Consider the following 24,074-nt stretch of genomic DNA (forward strand, 5'->3'; position numbering starts at 1 on the left):
ATCCATGCTCGAAGTCATTAACGACTTCCTCTCAGGGAAAGTACTGATCGTGCTCATTGTCGGGCTCGGTAGCTACTTCACGATTCGCTCGCGTTTCGTTCAATTGCGCCACTTCTTCCACATGTTCGCGGTGTTCCGCGACAGCCTCAAGGGCAGCGCCGGGCAACTCAGCTCGTTCCAGGCCCTGATGCTCAGCCTTGCCGGCCGCGTCGGTGCAGGCAACATCGCCGGTGTCGGCATCGCCGTGACCTTGGGTGGTCCGGGTGCGGTGTTCTGGATGTGGGTGACCGCACTGGTCGGCATGTCCAGCAGCTTCTTCGAGTGCACCCTGGCCCAAGTCTACAAGCGCGCCGATGGCGACGGCCTGTACCGGGGCGGCCCGGCTTACTACATCCAGCACGGCCTGAAACTCAAAGGCATGGCGGTGGTGTTCTCGGTCCTGCTGCTGGTCACCTACGGCTTTGCCTTCATTGGTCTGCAGTCGTACACCGTGACCCACTCGCTGCAGAACGCCTTTGAATTCAACCCACAACACACCGGTATCGTCCTGGCGGTGCTGCTGGCTATCACCTTCATCGGCGGCATCAAGCGTATCGCCTCGGTGTCCGACCTGCTGGTGCCGATCAAGACCCTGGCCTATATCGGCGTGACCCTGTACGTGATCGGTACCCAGATCGAACACGTGCCCGCCATGCTGGAAACCATCTTCAAGAGCGCCTTCGGTCTCGACCCGGCCTTTGGCGGCCTGCTCGGCAGCGCCATCGTCATGGGCGTGAAGCGTGGCGTGTTCGCCAACGAAGCGGGCCTGGGCAGTGCGCCGAACGTCGCCGCCGTGGCCGCCGTGAAGCACCCGGGCGCTCAGGGCGTGGTTCAGGCTTTCAGCGTGTTCCTCGACACCTTCGTGATCTGCACCTGCACCGCGCTGCTGATCCTGCTGTCGGGCTTCTACACCCCGGGCTTCGAAGGTGACGGCATCGTCCTGACCCAGAACTCGCTGGCCGCTGTGGTCGGTGACTGGGGTCGCATGTTCGTCAGCGTCGCGCTGTCACTGTTCGTCTTCACCTGCATCCTCTACAACTACTACCTGGGCGAAAACAGCCTGCAGTTCCTCACCCGCAACCGCGCCGCGCTGATGATTTTCCGCGGCCTGGTGCTGGCGCTGGTGGTCTGGGGTTCGATGCAGGACCTGTCGACCGTGTTCGCCTTCGCCGACATCACCATGACCTGCCTGGCCTTCGTCAACCTGATCGCGCTGGCCATGCTGTTCAAGGTCGGCATGCGTGTGATGCGCGACTACGACGAGCAGCGCCGCGCCGGCGTCAAACAGCCGGTGTTCGACTCGAGCAAATTTGCTGATCTGGATCTGGACCTGAAAGCCTGGCCAACCAACCCGCCGGCAACAGCGGGCAAGACCGAAGCCGAGCCGCAAGGCGTACCTGCAGCGCAACGCTGACAGGTGAATGACGGGCGCATCCCCTGCGCCCGTCAGTTATTGTGATGCAATAACTTGTAGGAGTGAGCCTGCTCGCGATAGCGGTTCATCATTCAACATTTATGTTGGCTGAAAGACCGCTATCGCGAGCAGGCTCACTCCTACAATGTCATCTCTTGTGGAGACCTCAGATGATTGCCAATTCCTACCCCGCCGCCCAACACGTCATGGTGCTCTATACCGGTGGCACCATAGGTATGCAGGCCAGTGCCAATGGCCTGGCCCCGGCGTCCGGTTTCGAAGCGCGGATGCGTGACTACCTGCACAGCCAGCCTGAACTCGTCTTGCCGCAGTGGCGCTTCCGTGAAATGTCGCCGCTGATCGACAGCGCCAATATGACCCCGGCCTATTGGCAGCAACTGCGTGAAGCGGTGGTCGATGCCGTGGATGTGCAAGGCTGCGACAGCGTGCTGATCCTGCACGGCACCGACACCCTGGCCTATAGCGCGGCGGCGATGAGTTTCCAGTTGCTCGGCCTGCACGCCCGCGTGTGCTTCACCGGCTCAATGCTGCCGGCCGGCGTTACCGACAGCGATGCCTGGGAAAACCTTGGCGGCGCACTGGTTGCCCTCGGCCAGGGTCTGGCACCGGGCGTCCATCTGTATTTCCACGGCGAACTGCTGGCGCCGACCCGTTGCGCGAAAGTGCGCAGTTTTGGCCGTCATCCGTTCAAGCGTCTGGAGCGTCAGGGCGGCGGTATCAAAGCCCCATCGATTCCAGCGTCGTTGAACTACAACCAACCGAAGCAACTGGTCAAGGTGGCGGTGCTGCCGCTGTTCCCCGGCATCAGTGCCGAGGTGCTCGACGGACTTCTCGCCAGCGGCATTCAAGGTCTGGTGCTGGAGTGCTACGGCAGCGGTACAGGGCCGAGCGACAACCCTGAGTTTCTGGCAAGCCTTGGCCGTGCGCGGGATAACGGCGTGGTCGTGGTTGCGGTCACGCAGTGTCATGAAGGAGGCGTTGAGCTGGATGTCTACGAGGCTGGCAGTCGTTTGCGCGGTGCTGGCGTGTTGTCCGGCGGCGGCATGACTCGCGAAGCAGCGTTCGGCAAGTTGCATGGGTTGCTGGGGGCAGGGCTGGATACAGGTGATGTCCGCCGGCTGATCGAACTGGACTTGTGTGGTGAGTTGCTCTGAGCAAGGCTCTGGAATGGCCCTCACCCTAGCCCTCTCCCGGAGGGAGAGGGGACTGACCTTAGTGTCTTGCGCTATACGCCGACCTGAAAAAAAGTGTCGATTATGGATTCGGCACAGTTTTTTCACGTCGGCGTATCTCTTCAATATCCCCCAATCGGCCCCCTCTCCCTTTGGGAGAGGGCTGGGGTGAGGGGCTGCTGCGGCATACAACTTGCTGCGTTCCAGCCATCTCAAGGCTGGAAGATCCCATGCTTCACTCCCACCTCACCACCCTCAACGCTGTCTCGCTGATCCTCAACACCTTCAAAGCCGAAGGCCTGTCGAGCGAGGCGCTGTTGGCCGGCAGCGGCATCAGTGCGGCAGATTTGCAGCGCGCCGACACCCGTATTACCACCAATCAGGAGATGCAGGTTTGCGCCAATGCCGTCGCGCTCAAGCATGACATCGGCCTGGAACTGGGTCGGCGCATGCACGTTTCCTGCTACGGCATCCTCGGTTACGCGCTGCTTACCTGTGCCACCTTCGGTGACGCTTTACGTCTGGCCATCCGGTATCCGGCGCTGTTGGGAACACTTTTCGAGCTGAGCATGGAAGACGATGGCGAGCGCGTCTGGTTCGTCGCCGCCGATTATCGCGAGAGCCCGGCGATGGCGGTGTTCAATGCCGAGTTTTGCCTGGTTTCACTGAAAGTGATTTGCGATGATTTGCTCGGGCATCCGTTGCCCTTGCGCGCGACGCGGTTCGAGCACGCCGCGCCGGACTACCGCGACAGCTATGCCGAACACTTCAGCTCACCGTTGCACTTCACCGCCAAGGACAACGCCTTTGCCTTCGATCGCCACTGGCTCGATCAACCGCTGCCGCTGGCCGATGGCATTACCCATCAAGCCATGGCCGAACGGTGCCGCAAGCAGAATCTTGAGTTCACCGGGCGCCAAGCGTGGCTGGGGCGGATTCGTCAGTTGCTCAGTGCCCAACTGAATGCCGCACCGGGGCTGGAAGGTCTGGCGCAACAGATGAAGTGTTCGCCACGTACCTTGCGCCGGCATCTCAAGGACATGGGCAGCAGCTATCAGGAGTTGCTCGACGAACTGCGCTTCGAGCGAGCCAAGCAGATGTTGTGTGAGGATCAACTGCCGATCTACCGCATCGCCGAAACCCTAGGCTTCAGCGAGACCGCCAGCTTCCGCCATGCCTTTGTACGCTGGAGCGGCGTTGCCCCCAGCCAGTTCCGCCCGCATTGACTGCTGACCTGTGGGAGCGAGCCTGCTCGCGAAAGCGCCAGATCAATCACATCCATGGTGCCTGACACGCCCTCTTCGCGAGCAGGCTCGCTCCCACAGGAGATTTGTCGGTTTATTTCCCGAACCCTCGATAAGGGGCGAATTTCGGTCAGAGTTTTTGGCCACATCCATCCCCTTTTGGCCTTTCCTGCCGTTTTCCGATTCGTCTTGTCCCGCAACACTGACAACAACCGAATCAGCCCTGCGGAGAACAACAAATGCTGACGATCTACTCAGACGATCATCACCTGCACCATGGCCGTTGCGAATTGATCGATGGCCAGCTCAAGCCCTGCTTCGAGATGCCATCGCGCGCCGACCATGTGCTGCAAAGGGTGCAGCAGCAGAACCTCGGCCCGGTCGAGGCGCCCAGGGATTTCGGCCTCGAACCGATTGCCCGTATCCACAGCCGCGACTACCTCGACTTCTTCAAAGGCGCCTGGGAGCGCTGGACCGAATTCAACACCGACGGCGACCTGCTGCCCTACACCTGGCCGGCGCGCACGCTACGTGCAATCAAACCGACCAGCCTGCACGGCCAGCTCGGCTATTACAGCTTCGATGGCGGCGCACCGATCACTGCCGGCACCTGGCAAGCCGCCTACAGCGCAGCGCAGGTTGCCCTGACCGCACAAGCGGCGATCCAGCAGGGTGCGCGCAGTGCCTTCGCCCTGTGTCGTCCGCCGGGACACCACGCTGCCAGCGATTTGATGGGCGGGTATTGCTACCTCAACAATGCGGCCATCGCGGCCCAGGCTTTCCTCGATCAGGGCCACCAGAAGGTCGCGATCCTCGATGTCGACTATCACCACGGCAACGGCACGCAGTCGATTTTCTACGAGCGCAGCGACGTGCTGTTCACCTCGATTCACGGCCATCCGGAAGCCGAGTTCCCCTTCTTCCTCGGGTACGAAGATGAACGTGGCGAAGGCGGCGGTGAAGGCTTCAACTTCAACTATCCGCTGCCTGCCGGTTCCGCCTGGGATGCCTGGAGCGCGGCACTGGATCAGGCCTGCAATGAAATCGACAGCTACGGCGCCGACATCATCGTCGTCTCGCTGGGGGTCGACACGTTCAAAGACGATCCGATCTCGCAATTCAAACTCGACAGCCCGGACTATCTGGCAATGGGCAGGCGCATTGCCGCCCTCGGCAAACCCGTACTGTTTGTAATGGAGGGCGGTTACGCGGTGGAAGAAATCGGAATCAACGCAGTGAACGTACTTGAAGGTTTCGAAAGCGCGCAGTAACCCGAAAACAGCTGAGGACCCGCGCTCGCGGGTCTTTTTTTGCCCGCAAGATTTATGTACCGCACACCTCCACGACGCGACCTCTACCTTGCCCTGATATGAATCTCTCTCGTCAGATCAGGAATGGCTCATGCCCGATTTTCCCCTCCCCAATACCATTGATGTAGTGACCCAACTGATGACCGGCCCCTCGTTGCGCGAGGTCGCCTCGAAAACCCTGCAACCGGCACTCAAGACGCTGTATCCAACGCTGAACATTGATCCGCAACAGGCCATGGTGGTGACGCCGTCCTGGTTCTACGAGGGCGGGCGCATCGTCCCCGGCCGCGAGCAGATCGAATCGCTGACCGATGCTCTGGTACGGCTCACGCTGAACGGAACCACCGTGACCTACCTCGATGCAGAGCACTTTCTGACGCTGCAGCCCGGCAGACTGGCGATCCAGTTGCCGGTAAAGATCGACGCCGTCGGCCGCCTGCTCAACGAACTCGCGCCCCTGATGTTCGTGGCCTTCAAAGAGCAACATATTGCTTATTGGGGCGCATTCACCGCTGCGCATCAGCCACGCTGGCAGCAAATGTCGGACGCTCTGCGCAACGTCTGGAATGTCAGCGCCCGTACTGGCTGGGACACCGATCAACTGGCCATGGCTCAGGCTGTTTTCAAGGTCCCGGACAAGCACCAGCGTTTGCCCGCAGACCCCTACAAGACCCGCGCCTGCCTGATTGACCTCGATCAGAGCCAGGTCGCAGACGAAGACAGCAGTCACCTGACCCTGCTGGACAGCGCCGTACTGATCGGCACCGTCGGGCAGCGCACGATGATCCTGACGTATTCAGTGATCCATGGCTTCCAGAGTTTCGATTCGCTGGATGAACTCGGTGAAGCACTGCCGCGCAAGTACTGGCAACGCACCCCTGACCGCGGGCTCAAGTGGCGGCTGGTGGAACCGCAAGGCAACTTCTTCGACCACCAGGCCTGCACTCTGATCGCGCTGGAAGGCGACGCGCTCGGCGAGATCAATTTCTTCGAAGGCCCGACATTCAATCTGCCCTACCCTCACACCGGTCGCCCCCGGCGGCCACCGCCAGGCATCAAGCCCCATGTCGACCGTCTGCGCCCGATGCTGCCTGCCTGGCTGGACAACGCCGCGCCCGCCGATCAGGCCGCTTTCAGTCGTTACCTGTTGGACCTGACGGTGTTGCAGCATTCGCACAAGGGTCGGTCGTTTCAGGCACAGGTCGTCAGTCTGCAGACCTTTACTCGTGAGGCCCTGACGCGGCAGATTCTCAAGGAGCACCCGAGCGCGGGCGAGGTGAAAATCGACGACATCGAGATCAGCATCGCCAGTCTTGAGGTTTGGGGCACATTCGTCTTGCCGGGCCAGATTCAAACCAGGAGCCTGTCGCTGACCGAGCTTGCCCTGCAAAACCTGGCAGGTCTGCCGCTGGGCAATAAAACCGTACGCTACAAGGGCGACAGTGCTCTGCCGGACTGGATGACCGTGGCTTATGTCGAGCGACTGGTGAGCACCGTCGACATCGGCAAAACCTACCCCGCGCACCTGAAGAAGCTGCTGATTGACGATGCCGTGCAAGCGGCTGCCTTGCAGAAGCTTTACACCGGTCAGTTGGCTCTCGAACTACCGTTGCTAGCACTGCAAAACAAGATTCGTGGAACAGCAGGTATCGACGAGCAGGGTTACCGATACGTGGTCGCCGTCCTTGACGACCGTGCCGAAGCGCGTCAAGTCGATGGGCAAGAGATCGTCATCCGGCCACTGGCGTTCGTAGCCCATCGCACAAGTTCAGCGGCCGACACCGTGACCAACATGTTCGTCATCGGCCCGCGCGACGCAAGCAAGGGCCCCTGCGTGCTTTATCGGCCGCTGTTCGACATGGCACTGATTCAGTACCCCAGTCACGCCAACCTGCTGTATTCGATCCGGCATTCACGACACCTGCGTGAGTCGGTACTGGCCTGGTTGCCGGACGATGTGCGATTCAATTACAGCCAGTTCGTGTTCACCGCTAAATTGCCGTCGGTGTGGACGATCCCGCAACTGTTGGTCAACCCGCTCACCTCAATCGATATGTCCGGCCCCGTTGCTCTGAGCACTGCCGTCATCGAAAGTGACATCTTGACGACCTTGCACACCACCAACGCTCAGGCTGTCATCACTCAAGCCGACCGCCAGTCTGTCTCCAATGCGGAAGCGCGTTGGGCCACACTGAAAAGCGGCGGCTGGATGCTTTTCAATGCGGCACTGCCGTTTCTGGGCCGCAGTGTCGGCACGGCGGCATGGATCTGGCAGATCATGGACGACTTGCAGGAGATCAGCGACGTCGCCAATCAAGAGTCCGGCAAGTTTGCCTGGACGGCGCTGGCCGATATTTTCCTCGCGCTGGGCATGGTGCTCGCTCATCGCGCCGCGGTCGGCGACGCGCCCCCCGCCGAATCAGCCTATGTGGAACCAGAGGAAGAGGCGCAGGCAACAACCTCACGCCCGGCGCCGATCAAACCGTTGCGCTTGCCCGACGTCACCCGTACCGAGCTGCCCGCCGCCCATGAATCCTCGGTCAACGCCATGGCCGCGCTACTGCGCTCGCCCCTGGCGCTGAAATCCCTGCTCGACCGTTTCAACGTCGAGAAACCAGAAGGGCTTGGTGATGCCGCCAGTACCGGTCGACATCAACACCTCTATGCACATCAGAACAAATGGTATGCCCCCGTCGGCAAACGCTGGTTTGAGGTCGCGATCAATGACAACGAAGATGTGCAGATCATCGACACGCGTATGCAATCGCTGATATCCGGCCCCTTACTCACCCGCAGCACCGGCGGTCTATGGGTGGTCGACCTGCGCTTGCGCCTGCGCGGGGGCGGGCTGCGCAATCGCCGCAAGGACGCCAAGAGCAAAAGCGACAGGCAAGCGAAAAAACTGACCATCGACCTCAAGGCTTTCGACTTGACGATGGAGGACAAACAGAACCGACTCGATCAAGCCCACAGCGCAATGCTCTCGGCTCAACCACAAGCCCTGGCAGCGGCACGCCAGCAGTATCTGGACACCCTCGATGCGCAGAGCAAGGACTACGGCGCGAACATCGAGAAGATCAAGGCATTGAACCTCGCGCAGGACATTCCCAACTATCGCACGACGATGATCCAACGGTTGGAGATGCAATTGTTTCTTGGCCAGGAGTGGCTCAGCCAGCATTCCACCGACTATCAAACCAATGTAATGACGACGATGGCGATGATTGCGGACGACACCCGCGTCGAGCGGCAGGCCTTTATCCAGGCCTGTGAACAAATGACTGATCAGACCCAGGGCATCATCGACAAGATCGAGTCGGCGCATAGCCGATTCCGCGAGCTCGAACTGCTTGGCAGGGACGCCGTGGAAACCCTGGCCATTTATCGAAAAGCGCTGCCGGCCTACGATTTGAATGATCTCAAGCTGTTGCAGATCAGCCTTGGCCAAGAGATTTGCATCAAGCCCGGCGAAACAGCAATCCGCGCCGATGCGCAACAGACACTGGAAACGCTTATTGAAGATGCTGCGCTGAATATTCAGAGTTCACTGAACCTGACCGCTGACGAAAGCCTGAGCAATCTGCGCGAAAGAATCGACGCCCTGAGCAATGTCTCGGAACAGTTTGCCGCTGTGGATCAACGCTTTGCCGATTTCGCCGTAGAGTTTCCCGAGCAGATTCAGTCGGCTCGACTGGGGCACGTGCGCACTCGAGTGATCGAGTTCAAGGCGCAAACCGATGTGCGACTGGCGGATCTGCTGCGTAACAAACACTTGCTGGATCCCCAGCCCGGCCCATCGAGACCGCCTTCGGCCTCGGCCTCCAGCCGAAAAATCATCAAGACCCGATTCAAAGGCACCCTGGTCGGCGAACGAAAAAAGAGTATTGATGGCCACGACACCGACCTGGTTGAAGTGCGCAGCGAACTGACCGGGGTAATCGCTACGTTTCATGAGAAGACGCCGGGGGAGTGGGTCGAACACGGCACGACGCCATCGCCTCCTGCCAGACCCAAGGCCAGGCCGAATCTTAAAACCAGCATTGAGGAGGGGCAGGCGTTGATCGATGGCCTGCCTGCGTTCGAACAGCGTACCGAGGCCCGCATCAAACGCGCACAACGAATTCCGGTCGAGATTGAAGAGGCCTTTCATAATCATGCTGCCCGCCTGCGCAAGGCCAACGCGGCGATCGATGAAGCGTTGACGGCAAGCAATCTCACTGCCGGCTCGTCACCCGGGACGGAAACCCTTGGTCACGCCCTCAATGATGCCGCGACCCGTCTTTACGAAAAAGGCACCAGCCTGCGCATCAACATGATCAAACAGCAACCGCCCACGGCCGCAGGGGTTGAGTGGCTGAAAAGCCAACGTGAAGTAAACATCACCAAAACCGTTACTCGACGCAGGCTGAAAAAACACGCCAACGACTTTCTCGACGAATACGAAGTACGCGATGCGAAAACCGACAAGGTCCTGTGCTATGCGCACTTTCACTATCAAAGTGTAGACGCCCCGCTGACACCCATCGGTGCCGCACACATGAAAACCGTGGCACAGCGTCGCCTCGGTGGTGCATATGACTTGCGCGGCTTGAACAATCAGCAAGTGATCGAAATTCATCGCAGCGAGATTCTTTCAAGCCAGCTCGCCGAAAGCGTTTTCTTCACGCCCGCCAAGCCAGATGTAAGCGGGTCAGCGCCGCTTTGATCGCCGGCTCAGGGACAGCGGCAAAACCCAGCACCAGCCCGGCACGCTGGTCCAGAGGCGTGGTGGAATCGGGCAGCCAATAGCTGCTCAAGCCGTTGATCTCAACATCGACACGAGCAGCCTGCGCGATCAACTGCTGCTCGCGTTCGATGCTGTCAACGGCCACGGTCAGATGCAGCCCGGCGGAAACGGCGGGTAAATCGCCCACACCGGCAATGGCTGCCGGCCAACCGTCGAGCAAAGTGTTGCGACGGCTCAGGGCGGCGCGACGCATGCGTCGGATATGCCGCTGAAAATGCCCGGCCGCCATGAACTCGGCCATCACGGCCTGGGTACTCACCTCGGAATGCCGGACATCCACCGCCCGGCGTTGCGAGAACGCATCGACCAACGCGGGGGGCAGCACCAGATAACCGAGGCGCAATGCCGGGAACGCGACCTTGCCGAAAGTGCCGACATACAGCACGCGTCCCTGTCGATCGAGTGCCGCCAACGGTGCCAGTGGTGCACCGGTGTAGCGGTACTCGCCATCGTAGTCATCCTCGACGATCCAGCCTTGGCAACGCTCGGCCCAGGCGAGCAGTTCAAGACGTCGCGCCAGGCTCATCACCACGCCGGTCGGGTATTGATGCGAGGGCGTGACATACGCAACCCGACAATCCCCGGTGGCCGACAGCGCCGAGCAATCCATGCCCTCTTCGTCCACGGCAATGCCGTGCAAACGAGCGCCCGCCACGGCGAACGCATGACCGGCCGCGCGGTAGCCCGGATTCTCGATCGCCACAGCATCGCCCGGCTCCACCAGCAACTGTGCACAAAGGCTAATGCCCTGTTGTGCGCCGCTGGTGATCACAATTTGCTCAGGTGAGCACTGCATGCCGCGCGAACTGCGCAAATAGGCGGCGATCATTGCACGCAGGCGCGCGTCGCCGGACGGGTCGCCGTAACACAGCTGCTCCAGATCCGGTTTACGCCAGAAAGCCGCATTCAGCTTGGCCCACACCTCAAACGGGAACAGATCAAACGCCGGTACACCGACCCGAAATGCTCGTGGCGGACCACTCGGTGGCCGGGCCAAATGGTTCTTTTCGATGCGCGAAAAACTATCGTTGTGGATAACTTTACTGGATGGAATCACAGGTAAATCCAGCCAATTTGTGGATAAGGCTGTGGGTAAGCCTGTTGAAAACCCTGTGGATACTTTTGTGGATAGTTTTTTCGCAGGGCTCGCTACCGGCATCAATTGTGCGACGTAGGTGCCATCCCCTACCCGCCCTTCGATAAAGCCTTCGGCATACAGTTGATCGTAGGCGCGCACCACGCTGTTGCGGGAAATCCCCAACGCCGCCGCCAGATCGCGACTGGCCGGCAACCGCGTGCCGCTCGCCAGCCGTCCATCCAGTACCCGCAGGCGCAATGCCTGATAGAGCTGACGACTCAACCCCTGGCGGCGATCCAGCTCGATACCGGCGGGGTTGAATGGCATGGACATCGTTGGCAAATCGGACATGACAATGGACCTATGAAATTGGTCATCAATGGCTCTTACAACAGACCAATAGCCTGCCTACGATGCAGGCATTCGCCAAGGAAAATCTGTCCATGTACACGCCACGCGCCTTTGCCATCGAAGACCTGTCCCAACTGCACGAACTGATTCTCGCCACCCGCCTCGCCATTCTGGTGACTCACGGCGAAAACGGCCTGCAAGCCAGCCATGTGCCGGTGCTGCTGCATTGCGAACAAGGCGAGTACGGCACGCTCTACGGGCACCTGGCCCGCGCCAACCCGCAATGGAAAGACTTGCGCGACGGCGCCGAGGCCATGCTGATCTTCGCTGGCGCCGACGCCTACGTCAGCCCGGGCTTTTATCCGAGCAAGGCCGAGCACGGCAAAGTCGTGCCGACCTGGAACTACATCGCCGTGCACGCCTATGGCCACGCCGAAACCTTCAGCGATGGTGGGCGTTTGCTCGACATCGTCAGCACCCTCACCGACCGTCATGAAGCCGGCCGCGCACAACCGTGGTCCGTCGCCGATGCGCCTGCCGATTACATCGACGGCATGCTCAAAGCGATTGTCGGTTTCGCCATTCCCATCGACCGCCTCGAAGGCAAACGCAAGCTCAGCCAGAACCGCAGTGCCGAAGACATTGCCGGCGTGCGCGAAGGCCTGGCGGCCAGCCCGGAAATCAATGATCAAACCCTCGCCCGATTGATGCGCTAAGGAAATTCCCATGAGTCAGATCGACATTCGACAGGTCAGCGCCGACGACCACGCCGCCTGGCTGCCGCTGTGGCAGGCCTACCTGCGGTTCTACAACACCGAACTGCCGGACGCTGTGACGCACAGCACTTGGCAGCGTTTTCTCGACCCGAGCGAGCCAACCCACGCGGCATTGGCGTGGGCCGACGGTAAGGCCGTGGGCATGGTGCATTACATCTACCATCGCTCGAACTGGAGCATTGAAAACTCCTGCTACCTGCAAGATTTGCTGGTTGCGCCAGAAACTCGCGGCACTGGCGTCGGCCGTCTGTTGATCGAACACGTTTACGCCACAGCCAAGACTGACGGCTGCTGCAAAGTGCACTGGCTGACCCGCGAAACCAACGCCACCGCGATCCAGCTCTACGAGCGCATCGCTGAACGCCCGGGCTTCATCCAGTTTCGCAAAGCCATTTAAGGAGACGCACGCATGACCGCATCACTCGCTGACTGGAAAGGCGTCCCTGCCCCTAGCGCCACACTGCTCGAAGGCCGTTTCATCCGCCTGGAAAGACTCGACCCGGCGCGCCACGGTGACCAGCTGTTCGCCGCACTCGAAGGCCCCGGTGCCGATCCGAAACTCTGGGATTATTTGCCCTACGGCCCGTTCCCGGAACGCAGCGTTTTCGACGCTTGGCTGAACAACCACGCGGCCGCCAGCGACCCGTATTTCTTCAGCGTCGTTGATCGCGCCAGCGGTCAGGTACAAGGCATCCTTAGCCTGATGTCGATCGTCCCGGCCCAAGGCCGTATCGAAATCGGCCACGTCACCTTCGGCGCGCCAATGCAGCGCTCGCCGAGAAGCACCGAAGCGGTGTACCTGCTGGCCAAACACTCCTTCGACCTCGGCTACCGCCGCCTCGAATGGAAATGCAACAACGGCAACGCCCGCTCCAAATACGCCGCAGAACGTCTGGGCTTCAGCTTCGAAGGCGTGTTCCGCCAGCATATGGTGGTCAAGGGGCAGAACCGCGACACCGCGTGGTACTCGATTCTGGATAGCGAGTGGCCGACGATTGCGGCAGGTTTCGAGCGGTGGCTGTCGGATGAAAATCAGACGCCCGACGGACAGGTCAAAGGCTTGGTTGAATGCCGATCGTGATTACCTGAAAAGCAAAAGATCGCAGCCTGCGGCAGCTCCTACACGGGATTGACGTTCACCCTGTAGGAGATGCCGCAGGCTGCGATCTTTTGATCTGTTTTCAGCCCAGCTTTTGCGCAAGCACCGCAATGTGCTCCGGCCCGATCCCGCAGCAACCACCCAGATGGCTCGCACCGCGCTGCTGCCAGTCAATCGCCCAATGCAGGTAACCCGGCGGATCCAGATCCTCGCGTAGCGGATCGAGTCCGTCATTGGCCGTAGCCTCTTTGGGCTGCGGCGGAAACGCATTGGCGTAAGCACCAATGTTTATCTTCACGCCCAGACGCTCGAAGGTTTCACGCGCGGCATCAATCGCGGCACCGATCACTTCTGGCTGACTGCAATTGAACAACAACGTCTCGACACCCAAGTCAGCCGCCACCGCAGCGGCTTCGGCGACAGGCTCTCCAGAGCGCAGGCGCGGCACTTCATCGGTGTCTTCGTCCTTCAAGGTGAACGACAACCAGAACGGTTTGCCATCCTTCGGCAACCCGGCGTGAATGGCGCGCGCCTCGATGATCGAACTCTGGGTTTCCGCCAGCCACAGATCAACGTGCGGTGTCAGGCCATTGACCAAGGGCGTCAGCAACTCGGTTACTCGTGCGGCCTCGAACAGATCCGGACGATAGGAGCCAAACAGCGGCGGCAATGAGCCGGCCACCCGCACGGATTTTCCCGAGGCCTGCACCGCACGCCGCGCCAGCTCACCGGCCAACGCGGCCAGCGCCTGCCCTTCGGCGGCGAAACGTTCTTCGCCAATATGGAACGGCACCACGGCGTAACTATTGGTGGTAATCACATTGGCGCCACTGGCGATATAAGCGGCATGCACCCCCTCAACCGCTTGCGGCGCCTCGCTCAACGCCAGCGCCGACCACTCCGGCTGACGAAATGGCGCCCCGGCGCGCTGCAACTCACGGCCCATGCCGCCATCGAGAATAATCGTGCTGCCTGCGCCCATATGCTTTTCACTCATATGCTTATGAAAATAACTCACTATCAGAGTCGTTCTTATAACTATTTAATACGCACCATTCCGTTAAAAACAACCTCTTTTTTACCCAGGGATCGACTGTGAAATTTAAACCGCTACTGGCCCTGGGCCTGACGATTCTGGCCGCTTCCACTCACGCCTTTGCTGGCGCCACGCTGGATCGTATCGAGCAGAAAAAAGAACTGGTCGGCGTGCTGATGGAAAGCTATCCACCGTTCTCGTTTCTCAATGACCAGAACCAGCTCGATGGCTTCGACGTGGACGTCGCCAAAGCCGTAGCTGACAAGTTGGGCGTCAAGCTACGCCTGGAAACGCCGTCCTGGGACGTCATTGCCGCCGGCCGCTGGAGCGGGCGCTACGATATCTGCATCTGCTCGATGACGCCGAGCAAGGCCCGCGCCGAAGTGTTCGATTTCCCGGTCAAGTACTACGCTTCTCCAGCGGTGATCGTGGTCAACGCCAAGGATGATCGGATTCACGCTGCCAAGGATCTGAGTGGCAAAAAAGTCGGCCTCACCAGCGCGTCCAGTTACGAAAGTTATCTGAACAAGAACCTGGTCATCGAAGGCGCCGAAGACACGCAGTTGCAGTACCCGTTCGACGATGTGCAGATCGCGCCATACGATACCGACAACGTCGCCTTCCAGGACTTGGGCCTGGGCGCCGGCGTACGCCTGGATGCAATCCTCACCAACCTCGTCACCGCGCAACCACGTCTGAACCAGGACAAACGCTTCAAACTGGCCGGCGCGCCGCTGTATTCGGAGCCGAACTCGGTGGCCATCGAAAAGGGCGACGCGCAATGGGACGCCAAAGTGCGCGAGGTGTTCGCGCAACTGAAACAGGACGGCACCCTGAGCAAGCTGTCGCAAAAATGGATCGGCGCTGATATCAGCCAATGACTTCTTTCCCGACGCCTCCCCAGCCACCGCAACCGGTGGCTGAAACACGCCTGCAACGCCTGTTCGGTTTTCGAACGCGGCTGTACCTGACCTGGGCAACGCTGTTCTGCCTGTTCGCCGGGTTCTTCCTGAGCTTCGACCTGAAGTTCTCGATCATCCTCGACAAGCTGCCCAATCTGGTCGGCCTGCACCTGGCGCCCAACGGCTTCTTGCAGGGTGCAGCGCTGACGCTGTTCCTCTGCGTGTGCTCGATTGTCGCTTCGTCCCTGCTGGGCTTCATCACGGCATTGGCACGCCTGTCGAAAAGCGCCGTGGCGTTCGGCATCGCCAGTTTTTACACCTCGTTCTTTCGCGGCACGCCACTGCTCATCCAGATCCTGCTGATCTACCTCGGCTTGCCGCAACTGGGCATCGTGCCTGGCGCCATCGTCGCGGGCATCATTGCCCTGTCGTTGAACTACGGCGCCTATCTCAGCGAGATCTTTCGCGCCGGCATCCTCGGGGTCGACCACGGCCAACGCGAAGCTTCGCTGGCACTGGGTATGCGCGAGACAGTGATTTTCTGGCGCATCACCCTGCCGCAAGCCATGCGCACAATCATCCCGCCCACGACCAACCAGTTCATTTCGATGCTCAAGGACTCGTCACTGATTTCGGTGATGGGCGTCTGGGAAGTGATGTTTCTCGCCCAGTCATACGGGCGCTCAAGCTACCGCTACATCGAAATGCTGACGACGGCGGCGATCATTTACTGGCTGATGTCGATTGGCCTCGAGTTGATTCAGGCGCGCATGGAGCGGCATTACGGCAAGGCATACGTGCGGCGGAGCTAGGGTGATCAGCACCTTGCGGGCTGCGTCGGGTTTTAATGGGGCTCTCGGCGTACCCGCACAACGCCCATTTTCAGGCCAAACAATCGGAATATTGAGTCCAACGACCTCAACGTCTGATTACCCTCAGCGTGCTCTATGTGTATCAACGTGCGGACCGAAATTTTGCACATCTTAGCGAATTGGATTTGATGCAGCCCTGTCACCTCAACTCGTAAACGGCGGACGGCTTCGCTGATTTCCAATGTCCCGTCGGCCAGCGCTTCTTGGATGCTTTCGATGAGCGCCATGCGCTCAGGTACCGTCAGGCTCATTGCAGATCCCACGCTTTCATTTCCTGTACTTTTAAATACATTTCAACAGAGCCTTCATTGATGCCGGATGCAATGTAGTGCATTCAAAGCCTGATAGAACGCCAAAATCTGCAACAAAATGCAGATTTACCCCTGACAAGCGAAATCTGAATGCAAAACAATGCAGATCAACCAACGACATCATTCTGTAAAAACCCTTCGCTATACAGGACGGCCCGCTTATAACAAAAAGGCTGTCCGACCATGCCGTTCCCGCCCCAGCGTCTGTCTCTCGCCATCGCCCTGTTGATCGCCGCCACGGCAGCCCACGGCAAAACCGTGCAGATCGACACCGCCACCACGGCAGCGCAAACGCTGGGTGGCAACGATACGTTGACGATTTCCGCGCCGGGCAGCATCACCAACAGCGGCAAGGCCGTGAGCCTGAAAGACAAGACCAGTGGTGCGGGTGTGGTGGTCGATAACGCCGGGAAAATCATTTCAACAGGCGGACGGGCCATCGACAGCAGTGGCAACCTGACCCAGGCGCGCAACTACACAATCTACAACCGCAGCGGTGGGCAGATTCTCGGCGCCAACGACGCCTTGCGCATCGACAGCAATTTCGTCAGCGGCAGTTTGGTGATCGACAACAGCGGCGTGATTCGCTCCACCACCGGCCAGGGTCTGGATCTGGACGCGATGCGCAGTGACGGCGTGAAGACCACCATCATCAACCGCGCCAGCGGGCTGATTCGCGGCGACGCCAGCGACGGCATGAAGACCGGCGCCAACGCGACCATTACCAACTACGGCGAGATTTCCACCGGCGATTCGCACAATGCCGACGAGAAATTAGACGGCATCGATATCGATTCCGCGAGCGGTGTCAGCGTGACCAACTACGGGGTGATTTCCGGTGGCCGCCATGGCATCACCACCGATCTTGGCGCGACGCTGATCAACTACGGGCAGATCACTGGCCGCAATGGTTCCGGCTTCGGTTCCGACGGCGATGGCACGGTGATTAACCACGGCACCATCACTGGCGCTTACTCAGGCTTGCAAGCGAACGGTGACGGCGACGGCGTGGACATCGACAAGATCGCCCACATCGAAAACTACGGGACCATTCAAGGCGTCGGTGCCGGCGGTGTCGACAAGGGCGGTTTCGCCAATGGCAGCGAAGGTATCGCGCTGGGTGGCGGTTACATTCTCAACGCCAGCAACGCTTTGATCAGCGGCGCCGATAGCGCCATTCTGGTCGACGATGGCAGCGGCGGCTCGGGGCTGGCGGCGACCACTCTGGAAAACTTCGGCACCATTCAAGGCCTCAACGGTTTCGGCGTAAAGCTCGTCGGCGAGTTCGCCGACAACGTCATCAACGGCGGCACGATCAGTGGCAGCAATGGCCTGGCGCTGGATCTGGGCGGCGGTAACGACAGCCTGACCTTGCGCAACGGCAGTCGCTTTGTCGGCGTTGTGGATGGCGGCAGCGGTTATGACCGGGTGGTGATGGATGACGCGGCCGGTGGCAGCTTCGGCGCCAGTCGCAACTTCGAATGGCTGGAGGTCGAACAAGGTGCGTGGACGCTCACCGGCAGCGGCGACTTCAGTGACGGTGGCGCGGTGCGCGACGGTGCCACACTGGTCAACCAAGGCAGCATCGCCGGCAACCTGACCGTGGATGCCGGCGGTGTGTATGCCGGTGGCGGTTCGGTGGGCAGCCTCACTGTCAACGGCACATTGCGCACCGATACCAGCCTCGGTCGCGCAACCATCGTTCGCGATTTGAACATGGGCAGCACAGCCACCCTCGCTTACGGCGTCAACGCCGACGGCAGCAGCGCGCCGGTACAGGTCGGCGGCATCGCCAATCTCAACGGCGCAACGCTCGCAGTGAATCCCGGCAGCGGCACGTATCCATGGCAGAGCCACTACACCGTGCTGCAAGCGGCGCAGGTCAACGGCACTTTCGGCAAAGTCAGCAGCGACTACGCATTCCTGACGCCGACCCTCGCCTACACGCCTACCCAAGTTGACCTGACCTACACTCGCAACGACGTGGCTTTCAATGAGTTCGCCACGACCGGCAACGGCACAAACGCCGCCAACAGCCTCGCCTCAATCGGCAAAAACAGTGCGCTGTACAACGCCTTGCTCAATACCAGCCAAAGCAGCGCTGGCGCGGCGATCGAGCAACTGGCCGGTGCCAGCAACGCCAACCTGACCAGCGCCACCCTCGGCGCCAGCAGTCAGGTCGGCAGCAGCATGCTCTCGGCGATGCAGCAAATGGGCGGCAGCCCGGGACTGCTGGTCGGTCTCGACCAACGCGACACACCCGTGCTGGCAGCCAATGGCGTGCCGTCCGAGGCGCGCAACCTGAATGACCCGAACGCTCGCGGCCGCCTCTGGCTGCAAGGCATCGGCGGCTACGGCAAACTCGATGGCGAGCACGGCAGCAGTGGTCTGGAGCAACGCACCAAGGGCAACGTGCTGGGCGCCGACTGGTCACTGAATCCGGCATGGCGCCTGGGCGTACTGGGCGGTTATTCGAAAACCGATCTGGACGCGACCGGCGTCGACGGCAACGTTGAGAGCTGGCACGCAGGCGTCTACGCGCTACATCAAAACGGCCCGATCTCGCTGCGTCTCGGCGCGGCGTACAGCGGCCATCAGGGCGAAAGCAAACGCACCATCGCCTTCAATGGTTTCAGCGACCGCCCGAAAGGCGACTACGACGCCGATAGCCAGCAAGCCTTCGCCGAACTCGGCTATGCCATGGGCAGCGGCCGCCTCAGCGCCGAACCGTTCGCCAGCCTCGGTTATCAGCGTTACCACCGCGACAGCTATCAGGAAAAAGGTGGCGCCGCCGCGCTGCAAGTCGACAGCCAGACCCAGGACAACTTCAGCAGTACCTTCGGCCTGCGCCTGGCGCACCTGAGCAGCCTCGACAATGGCATGAGCGTAACGCCGCGCATGGCCGCTGGCTGGAAACACACCTACGGCGATGTCAGCAACTCGACGCGTCAGGCGTTTGTGACTGGCGGCACGGCGTTCAGTGTCGATGGCAGCTCGCTGGATCGTGACAGCCTGGTGCTGGAGGCCGGGCTGGATGTGGGGATTTCTGCGCGGCATACCTTGGGTGTGGGATACAGCGGTGAGATCGGCAGCAACAGCCGCAATCACGGTTTGATCGGGCAGTGGCAGATGAGTTTTTGAGGGTTGAACAGCCGGCGGGGTCTTGATTGGTTGTAGGAAAAAGGACCGCGACAGCCGAGTAAAAGGCTTGGTTGCGGATCTGAGGGTCATTTTCTACAAAACGATGCGATGTCGCCTGCAAGCCTGCGGGAAGCAGCCGACATCGGATTTTTCGGGGCATCAATAGAGTTGGGTCTCTTATTAAAAGAGATCCAACTGAATGTCTGCTCAACACAAATTCGCACCAAAACACTTGGCTCTAGCCGTTGCGCTGGCACTTGGCGGTTTACAGCTTGCCAACGCTCAGCAGCAGCCTGACGTAGTCAAGTCACTCCCCGACATAAACGTGCCGGAGCTGCCAGAAATCAGGTCATATAACGAGGCTCTCGAAAGGATTCAGCGTTTTATTGGCGATAAAAACACTGTGCCCATCGTGCTCAATACACCCGAAAGTATTTTCCAAGGTGCAGCACTCAACGATTTGATCGTTCTCAATGACGGCGCCACCGTCAGCGGGCGGTTAGATGGCGGCGAGGGGAAAAACGTATTGGTAGTGAATGCCTCTAACGGCGGCACGCTAAAAGACACCCGTAATCTCAATGGATTGCATCTCGTCCAGGGAGACTGGACGCTCAGCAGCAAGGGAGACTTCAAGGAAGGTGTGTTGGTAGAGTCCAGCGGTACGCTGACAAACCTGGGCGCCATAGAGGGAGGCGCGATTAGCGCTGGCAAGCTTTTCAACAAGGGAAGTATCAAGGGCAACGTACAAGTAGAGAAAGGCGGCAGTTTTGCGGGCAAGGGTACGGTAGGAAATCTGCACGTGAATGGCCTGCTCACGGTCAATGAGTTGCACGGCAGTCCGAGGGTGAAAGGCAACCTGAGCTTTTCCCCAAACGCCGAACTGGCTTATGAAGTCAGTCCCGTCGGCAGTCAGACGATCAAGGTCGATGGTGCAGCCAAGCTTGACGATGCCACCCTGAGAATTGTCGCTACTCCGGGGGAGTACCCATCAAGTCGCCAGTACAAAATCATCGAAGCTGGCAGCGTAGAAGGTAAATTCGGCGCAATTGTGAACGACCTCGCCTTCATGACAGCCACTCCGCAATACAACAAAAAGTCCGTCGGGCTGACTTACGCCCGTAACGGTGAGCCGCTTTCGGGCGCTGCCACGACAGACAACGGTCGTGTTGTTGCCGAAAGCATTATCGATCCAACAGCGCCTGCGCCATCCGCGACGCCAACGCCAACGCCAACGCCAACGCCATTGACGGCATCTGCACCCACTCCAGCACCAATTTCTGTTCCTGTTCCTGTTCCTGTTCCTGTTCCGACTTCAGCGCCAACTCCCAACGCAGCGTCCGTCCCATCGCCAATGCCGGACGAACCTCTTACTGCGCAAGTTAACGAGTCCGCCGAACAGCCCGCATCTACGCCAATAAAACCTGCAAACGCAGCAGTCGCCGCACTGCTGACCAGCGACAAAACCACCGCCCCCATCGCCCTCGAACAACTCGCCGCCGGCAGTAACGCCAACCTCGCCAAAGCCACCCTGAGCAGCATCACCCCCGTCAGTGCGAGCATGCTCTCGGCCATGCAACAACTAAATAGCCGTTACGGCTCTGCCTACGGTTCCGGCAACTCGCCGCGTCAGGCCGCTGGCGGCGCGGATTCCGGGCGGGTGTGGATTCAGGCGCTCGGCCATGGCGGCAAGGTCGACCGCGACTTCGACAGTACCCTGAAACACGCCACCCAAGGTCTGGTCATGGGCGCCGACTGGCGGCTCGATGAGCAATGGCATATCGGCCTGGTCGGTGGTAAATCGCAAACCCGACTCGACGCTCGGCAATATGAGGGCGACCTCGACAGCTGGCACCTCGGTGCCTATGCCGTGCGTCAGGACGGACCATTTTCACTGCGTCTCGGGGCGACCTATGCCAGTCATGACGGCGACAGCAAACGTCGTGTGGCCTTCAACGGATTCAATGATCGCCTCAAGGGCAATTACGACGCCAATACTCAGCAAGCCTTTGCCGAACTGGCGGTCAATGTTGGCCGGCACAACGCGACGCTCGAACCGTTCGCCAGCGTCGGTTATCAGCGCTACCAGCGCGACAGCTACAGCGAAAAAGGTGGGGATGCGGCGCTGAAAGTCTTTGGGCAAACCCGCGACAACCTCAGCAGCACCTTCGGCCTGCGCACGGCAAAAATCAATCGGCTGGATAACGGCATGACGTTGACGCCGCGCTTCAGTGCCGGCTGGAAACACACCTTTGGCGAGATCGAAAGCGACACCCGCCAGCAACTGGTCAAGGGTGGCAAGCGGTTTGAGGTTGCCGGTGCCGCGCTGGATCGCAACAGCCTGGCCTTGGATGCAGGCATTGATCTCGGGCTGTCTGCCAATCACACGGTCGGTGTTGGTCTCACTGGTGAGATGGCCACTGACAGCCGCACCCACGGCGTGATGGGCCAATGGCGCATGGCGTTCTGACGGATTGAACATCATCACTGTGGGAGCCTGCTCGCGAATGCGCTCTGTCAGTTGAATAAATATCGACTGACACTCCTCTTCGCGAGCAGGCTCGCTCCCGCACTGGCCTCATGTGATGCAGACAAATTCCGCATGAAAAAAAAGGGGAGCACATGCCCCCCCGAGGTTTAAAGCGTTGGATCGCGGCCGTTATCTCAGCCTTCGATCTCGATCAGAATTTCGCCCGGGTTGACCCGATCACCCTTGGCCACATGAATCGCGGTGACCTTGCCGGCAATCGCTGCCTGGACTTCGGTTTCCATCTTCATTGCTTCGGTGATCAACACAGCCTGGCCGGCCTTGACGGTGTCGCCCTCCTTGACCAGCACATCGACGATGTTGCCCGGCATGGTGGTGCTGACGTGGCCCGGTGCCGACGCCTGCTTGCGTTTGCTGCTGCCACCGCTGACGAATTCATTGAGCGGCTCGAACACCACTTCTTCCGGCATGCCGTCGATGGACAGGTAGAAATGACGCTTGCCTTCAGCCTTGACGCCGACACCGGTGATGTCGACGCGGTAGGTTTCACCGTGCACATCGATGACGAACTCGGTCGGTACGCCTTCGCCACCCGCTTTTGTCACTCCGCCAGCTTCAGGAATCGGCAGCAGCACTTCAGGGGTCAGGGTGCCGGCGGCACGCTCTTCGAGGAACTTGCGACCGATGTCCGGGAACATGGCGAAGGTCAGTACGTCTTCTTCGGACTTGGCCAGTGCGCCAATGTCGGCACGCAGCTTGGTCATTTCCGGCTTGAGCAGGTCGGCCGGACGTACATCGATAACTTCCTCACTGCCGATCGCCTGACGACGCAGTTTCTCGTTGACCACGCCCGGCGCCTTGCCGTAGCCGCCTTGCAGGTAGAGCTTCACTTCGTTGGTGATGGTCTTGTAGCGCTCGCCGGCCAGCACGTTGAAGAACGCCTGAGTGCCGACGATCTGCGAAGTCGGGGTCACCAGCGGCGGGAAGCCGAGGTCTTCACGCACGCGCGGGATTTCCGCGAGCACTTCGGCCATGCGGTTCAGCGCGCCCTGCTCTTTCAACTGGTTGGCGAGGTTGGAGATCATCCCGCCCGGCACCTGGTTGACCTGCACACGGGTGTCGACGGCAGTGAATTCGCTTTCGAACTGGTGGTACTTCTTGCGCACGGCGTAGAAGTACAGGCCGATCTCTTGCAGCAGCTCGAGGTTCAGGCCGGTGTCGAACTCGGTGCCCTTGAGTGCCGCAACCATCGACTCGGTGCCTGGATGGCTGGTGCCCGAAGCGAAGCTGGAGATCGCGGTGTCGATGTGGTCGGCGCCGTTTTCGATAGCCTTGAGCTGGCACATGGTCGCCAGACCCGCCGTGTCGTGCGAGTGGATAAACACCGGCAGCGATTGCTCGGCTTTCAGTGCGCGAACCAGTTCACCGGTGGCGTACGGGGTCAGCAGACCGGCCATGTCCTTGATCGCCACCGAGTCGCACCCCATGGCTTCCATTTGCTTGGCTTGCGCCACGAACGCATCGATGGTGTGCACCGGGCTGGTGGTGTAAGCGATGGTGCCCTGGGCATGTTTGCCGGCCGCTTTCACCGCTTCGATGGCCACGCGCAAGTTACGCACGTCGTTCATCGCGTCGAAGATGCGGAATACGTCGATGCCATTCACCGCAGCTTTGGCGACGAAGGCTTTGACCACGTCGTCGCTGTAGTGACGGTAGCCCAACAGGTTCTGCCCGCGCAGGAGCATTTGCAGACGGGTGTTAGGCAGCGCCGCGCGCAGTTGGCGCAGACGCTCCCACGGGTCTTCTTTCAGGAAGCGTACGCAGGCGTCGAACGTCGCGCCGCCCCAGCACTCCAGCGACCAGTAGCCGACTTTGTCGAGCTTGTCGCAGATCGGCAGCATGTCTTCGGTGCGCATGCGGGTGGCGAGCAGCGATTGGTGAGCGTCGCGCAGGATGGTGTCGGTAACGAAGATCTTCTTAGTCATTGGTATCTCCTCATAGCGGCAAGCTTCAAGCTACGAGCTGCAAGAAAAAGCC

Annotated in this window: 16 protein-coding genes; 12 read left to right on the forward strand and 4 right to left on the reverse strand. The window is 60.1% G+C overall.

Annotation, left to right across the window (positions count from 1 at the left end):
- Positions 1-4 precede the first annotated feature (4 nt).
- The 5 genes from HU718_RS00580 to HU718_RS00600 all read left to right on the forward strand — a co-directional run bounded on the left by HU718_RS00580 (position 5) and on the right by HU718_RS00600 (position 9,905).
- Entirely contained in the window at positions 5-1,453 is a 1,449-nt protein-coding gene (locus tag HU718_RS00580; protein ID WP_186613263.1) for an alanine/glycine:cation symporter family protein, read from the forward strand.
- A 170-nt stretch (positions 1,454-1,623) separates the two neighbouring features.
- Positions 1,624-2,628 carry an asparaginase gene (locus tag HU718_RS00585; RefSeq protein ID WP_186613261.1) on the forward strand — a complete coding sequence of 335 codons (1,005 nt, stop codon included), beginning with the start codon at positions 1,624-1,626 and terminating at the stop codon, positions 2,626-2,628.
- 248 nt (positions 2,629-2,876) lie between these two features.
- Positions 2,877-3,872, forward strand: coding sequence for an AraC family transcriptional regulator (locus HU718_RS00590; RefSeq protein ID WP_186613259.1), 996 nt, complete (start codon positions 2,877-2,879; stop codon positions 3,870-3,872).
- 257 nt (positions 3,873-4,129) lie between these two features.
- Positions 4,130-5,161 carry a histone deacetylase family protein gene (locus HU718_RS00595; RefSeq protein WP_150728974.1) on the forward strand — a complete coding sequence of 344 codons (1,032 nt, stop codon included), beginning with the start codon at positions 4,130-4,132 and terminating at the stop codon, positions 5,159-5,161.
- Between the two features lie 130 nt (positions 5,162-5,291).
- The gene (locus tag HU718_RS00600) at positions 5,292-9,905 is read left to right on the forward strand and encodes a dermonecrotic toxin domain-containing protein (protein ID WP_186613257.1); all 4,614 of its coding nucleotides are present in this window, start codon (positions 5,292-5,294) and stop codon (positions 9,903-9,905) included.
- Here HU718_RS00600 and pdxR read toward each other — a convergent pair.
- Positions 9,862-11,415 (reverse strand): MocR-like pyridoxine biosynthesis transcription factor PdxR, encoded by a 1,554-nt coding sequence (pdxR, locus tag HU718_RS00605; protein WP_186613255.1) that lies wholly within the window; start codon positions 11,413-11,415, stop codon positions 9,862-9,864. The two genes, HU718_RS00600 and pdxR, sit on opposite strands and share 44 nt — an antisense overlap.
- A gap of 92 nt (positions 11,416-11,507) precedes the next feature.
- On the opposite strand from pdxR, the gene HU718_RS00610 reads away from it, so the two are divergent.
- From HU718_RS00610 to HU718_RS00620, 3 genes are read left to right on the forward strand one after another with little or no spacing between them, the layout of a single operon-like run.
- Entirely contained in the window at positions 11,508-12,131 is a 624-nt protein-coding gene (locus HU718_RS00610; RefSeq protein ID WP_150728972.1) for an FMN-binding negative transcriptional regulator, read from the forward strand.
- A gap of 10 nt (positions 12,132-12,141) precedes the next feature.
- A complete protein-coding gene (locus HU718_RS00615; RefSeq protein ID WP_186613253.1) occupies positions 12,142-12,588 on the forward strand; it encodes a GNAT family N-acetyltransferase in 447 nt (148 codons plus the stop codon).
- 12 nt (positions 12,589-12,600) lie between these two features.
- Positions 12,601-13,272 (forward strand): GNAT family N-acetyltransferase, encoded by a 672-nt coding sequence (locus HU718_RS00620; protein WP_150728970.1) that lies wholly within the window; start codon positions 12,601-12,603, stop codon positions 13,270-13,272.
- A gap of 100 nt (positions 13,273-13,372) precedes the next feature.
- Here the strand turns inward: HU718_RS00620 and HU718_RS00625 are convergent, their stop codons facing one another.
- Positions 13,373-14,272, reverse strand: coding sequence for a homocysteine S-methyltransferase family protein (locus tag HU718_RS00625; protein WP_150728969.1), 900 nt, complete (start codon positions 14,270-14,272; stop codon positions 13,373-13,375).
- A 113-nt stretch (positions 14,273-14,385) separates the two neighbouring features.
- Here HU718_RS00625 and HU718_RS00630 point away from each other — a divergent pair, with 113 nt between their 5' ends.
- Together HU718_RS00630 and HU718_RS00635 are read left to right on the forward strand one after the other, a co-directional pair.
- Positions 14,386-15,207 carry an ABC transporter substrate-binding protein gene (locus HU718_RS00630; RefSeq protein WP_150707759.1) on the forward strand — a complete coding sequence of 274 codons (822 nt, stop codon included), beginning with the start codon at positions 14,386-14,388 and terminating at the stop codon, positions 15,205-15,207.
- A complete protein-coding gene (locus HU718_RS00635; RefSeq protein WP_150728968.1) occupies positions 15,204-16,040 on the forward strand; it encodes an amino acid ABC transporter permease in 837 nt (278 codons plus the stop codon). The genes HU718_RS00630 and HU718_RS00635 overlap by 4 nt, the downstream gene beginning before the upstream one ends.
- A 32-nt stretch (positions 16,041-16,072) precedes the next feature.
- Here HU718_RS00635 and HU718_RS00640 read toward each other — a convergent pair whose 3' ends face one another.
- Positions 16,073-16,351 carry a helix-turn-helix domain-containing protein gene (locus HU718_RS00640; protein ID WP_150728967.1) on the reverse strand — a complete coding sequence of 93 codons (279 nt, stop codon included), beginning with the start codon at positions 16,349-16,351 and terminating at the stop codon, positions 16,073-16,075.
- Positions 16,352-16,594: 243 nt separating this feature from the next.
- Here HU718_RS00640 and HU718_RS00645 point away from each other — a divergent pair, with 243 nt between their 5' ends.
- Positions 16,595-19,552 carry an autotransporter outer membrane beta-barrel domain-containing protein gene (locus HU718_RS00645; RefSeq protein WP_186613251.1) on the forward strand — a complete coding sequence of 986 codons (2,958 nt, stop codon included), beginning with the start codon at positions 16,595-16,597 and terminating at the stop codon, positions 19,550-19,552.
- A gap of 199 nt (positions 19,553-19,751) precedes the next feature.
- A complete protein-coding gene (locus HU718_RS00650) occupies positions 19,752-22,019 on the forward strand; it encodes an autotransporter domain-containing protein (protein ID WP_186613249.1) in 2,268 nt (755 codons plus the stop codon).
- Positions 22,020-22,213: 194 nt separating this feature from the next.
- Here the strand turns inward: HU718_RS00650 and oadA are convergent, their stop codons facing one another.
- Positions 22,214-24,022 (reverse strand): sodium-extruding oxaloacetate decarboxylase subunit alpha, encoded by a 1,809-nt coding sequence (gene oadA, locus HU718_RS00655; RefSeq protein ID WP_150707755.1) that lies wholly within the window; start codon positions 24,020-24,022, stop codon positions 22,214-22,216.
- Between the last annotated feature and the right edge of the window lie 52 nt (positions 24,023-24,074).

Source organism: Pseudomonas tensinigenes (assembly GCF_014268445.2).
In the GTDB taxonomy this organism is placed as follows: domain Bacteria; phylum Pseudomonadota; class Gammaproteobacteria; order Pseudomonadales; family Pseudomonadaceae; genus Aquipseudomonas; species Aquipseudomonas tensinigenes.

Excerpts from the sequence above, each read along its gene's own strand:
- HU718_RS00580 (WP_186613263.1), top strand. The coding sequence starts at position 5 with ATGCTCGAAGTCATTAACGACTTCCTCTCAGGGAAAGTACTGATCGTG.
- HU718_RS00585 (WP_186613261.1), top strand. The coding sequence starts at position 1,624 with ATGATTGCCAATTCCTACCCCGCCGCCCAACACGTCATGGTGCTCTAT.
- HU718_RS00590 (WP_186613259.1), top strand. The coding sequence starts at position 2,877 with ATGCTTCACTCCCACCTCACCACCCTCAACGCTGTCTCGCTGATCCTC.
- HU718_RS00595 (WP_150728974.1), top strand. The coding sequence starts at position 4,130 with ATGCTGACGATCTACTCAGACGATCATCACCTGCACCATGGCCGTTGC.
- HU718_RS00600 (WP_186613257.1), top strand. The coding sequence starts at position 5,292 with ATGCCCGATTTTCCCCTCCCCAATACCATTGATGTAGTGACCCAACTG.
- pdxR (WP_186613255.1), bottom strand. The coding sequence starts at position 11,415 with ATGTCCGATTTGCCAACGATGTCCATGCCATTCAACCCCGCCGGTATC.
- HU718_RS00610 (WP_150728972.1), top strand. The coding sequence starts at position 11,508 with ATGTACACGCCACGCGCCTTTGCCATCGAAGACCTGTCCCAACTGCAC.
- HU718_RS00615 (WP_186613253.1), top strand. The coding sequence starts at position 12,142 with ATGAGTCAGATCGACATTCGACAGGTCAGCGCCGACGACCACGCCGCC.
- HU718_RS00620 (WP_150728970.1), top strand. The coding sequence starts at position 12,601 with ATGACCGCATCACTCGCTGACTGGAAAGGCGTCCCTGCCCCTAGCGCC.
- HU718_RS00625 (WP_150728969.1), bottom strand. The coding sequence starts at position 14,272 with ATGGGCGCAGGCAGCACGATTATTCTCGATGGCGGCATGGGCCGTGAG.
- HU718_RS00635 (WP_150728968.1), top strand. The coding sequence starts at position 15,204 with ATGACTTCTTTCCCGACGCCTCCCCAGCCACCGCAACCGGTGGCTGAA.
- HU718_RS00640 (WP_150728967.1), bottom strand. The coding sequence starts at position 16,351 with ATGAGCCTGACGGTACCTGAGCGCATGGCGCTCATCGAAAGCATCCAA.
- HU718_RS00645 (WP_186613251.1), top strand. The coding sequence starts at position 16,595 with ATGCCGTTCCCGCCCCAGCGTCTGTCTCTCGCCATCGCCCTGTTGATC.
- HU718_RS00650 (WP_186613249.1), top strand. The coding sequence starts at position 19,752 with ATGTCTGCTCAACACAAATTCGCACCAAAACACTTGGCTCTAGCCGTT.
- oadA (WP_150707755.1), bottom strand. The coding sequence starts at position 24,022 with ATGACTAAGAAGATCTTCGTTACCGACACCATCCTGCGCGACGCTCAC.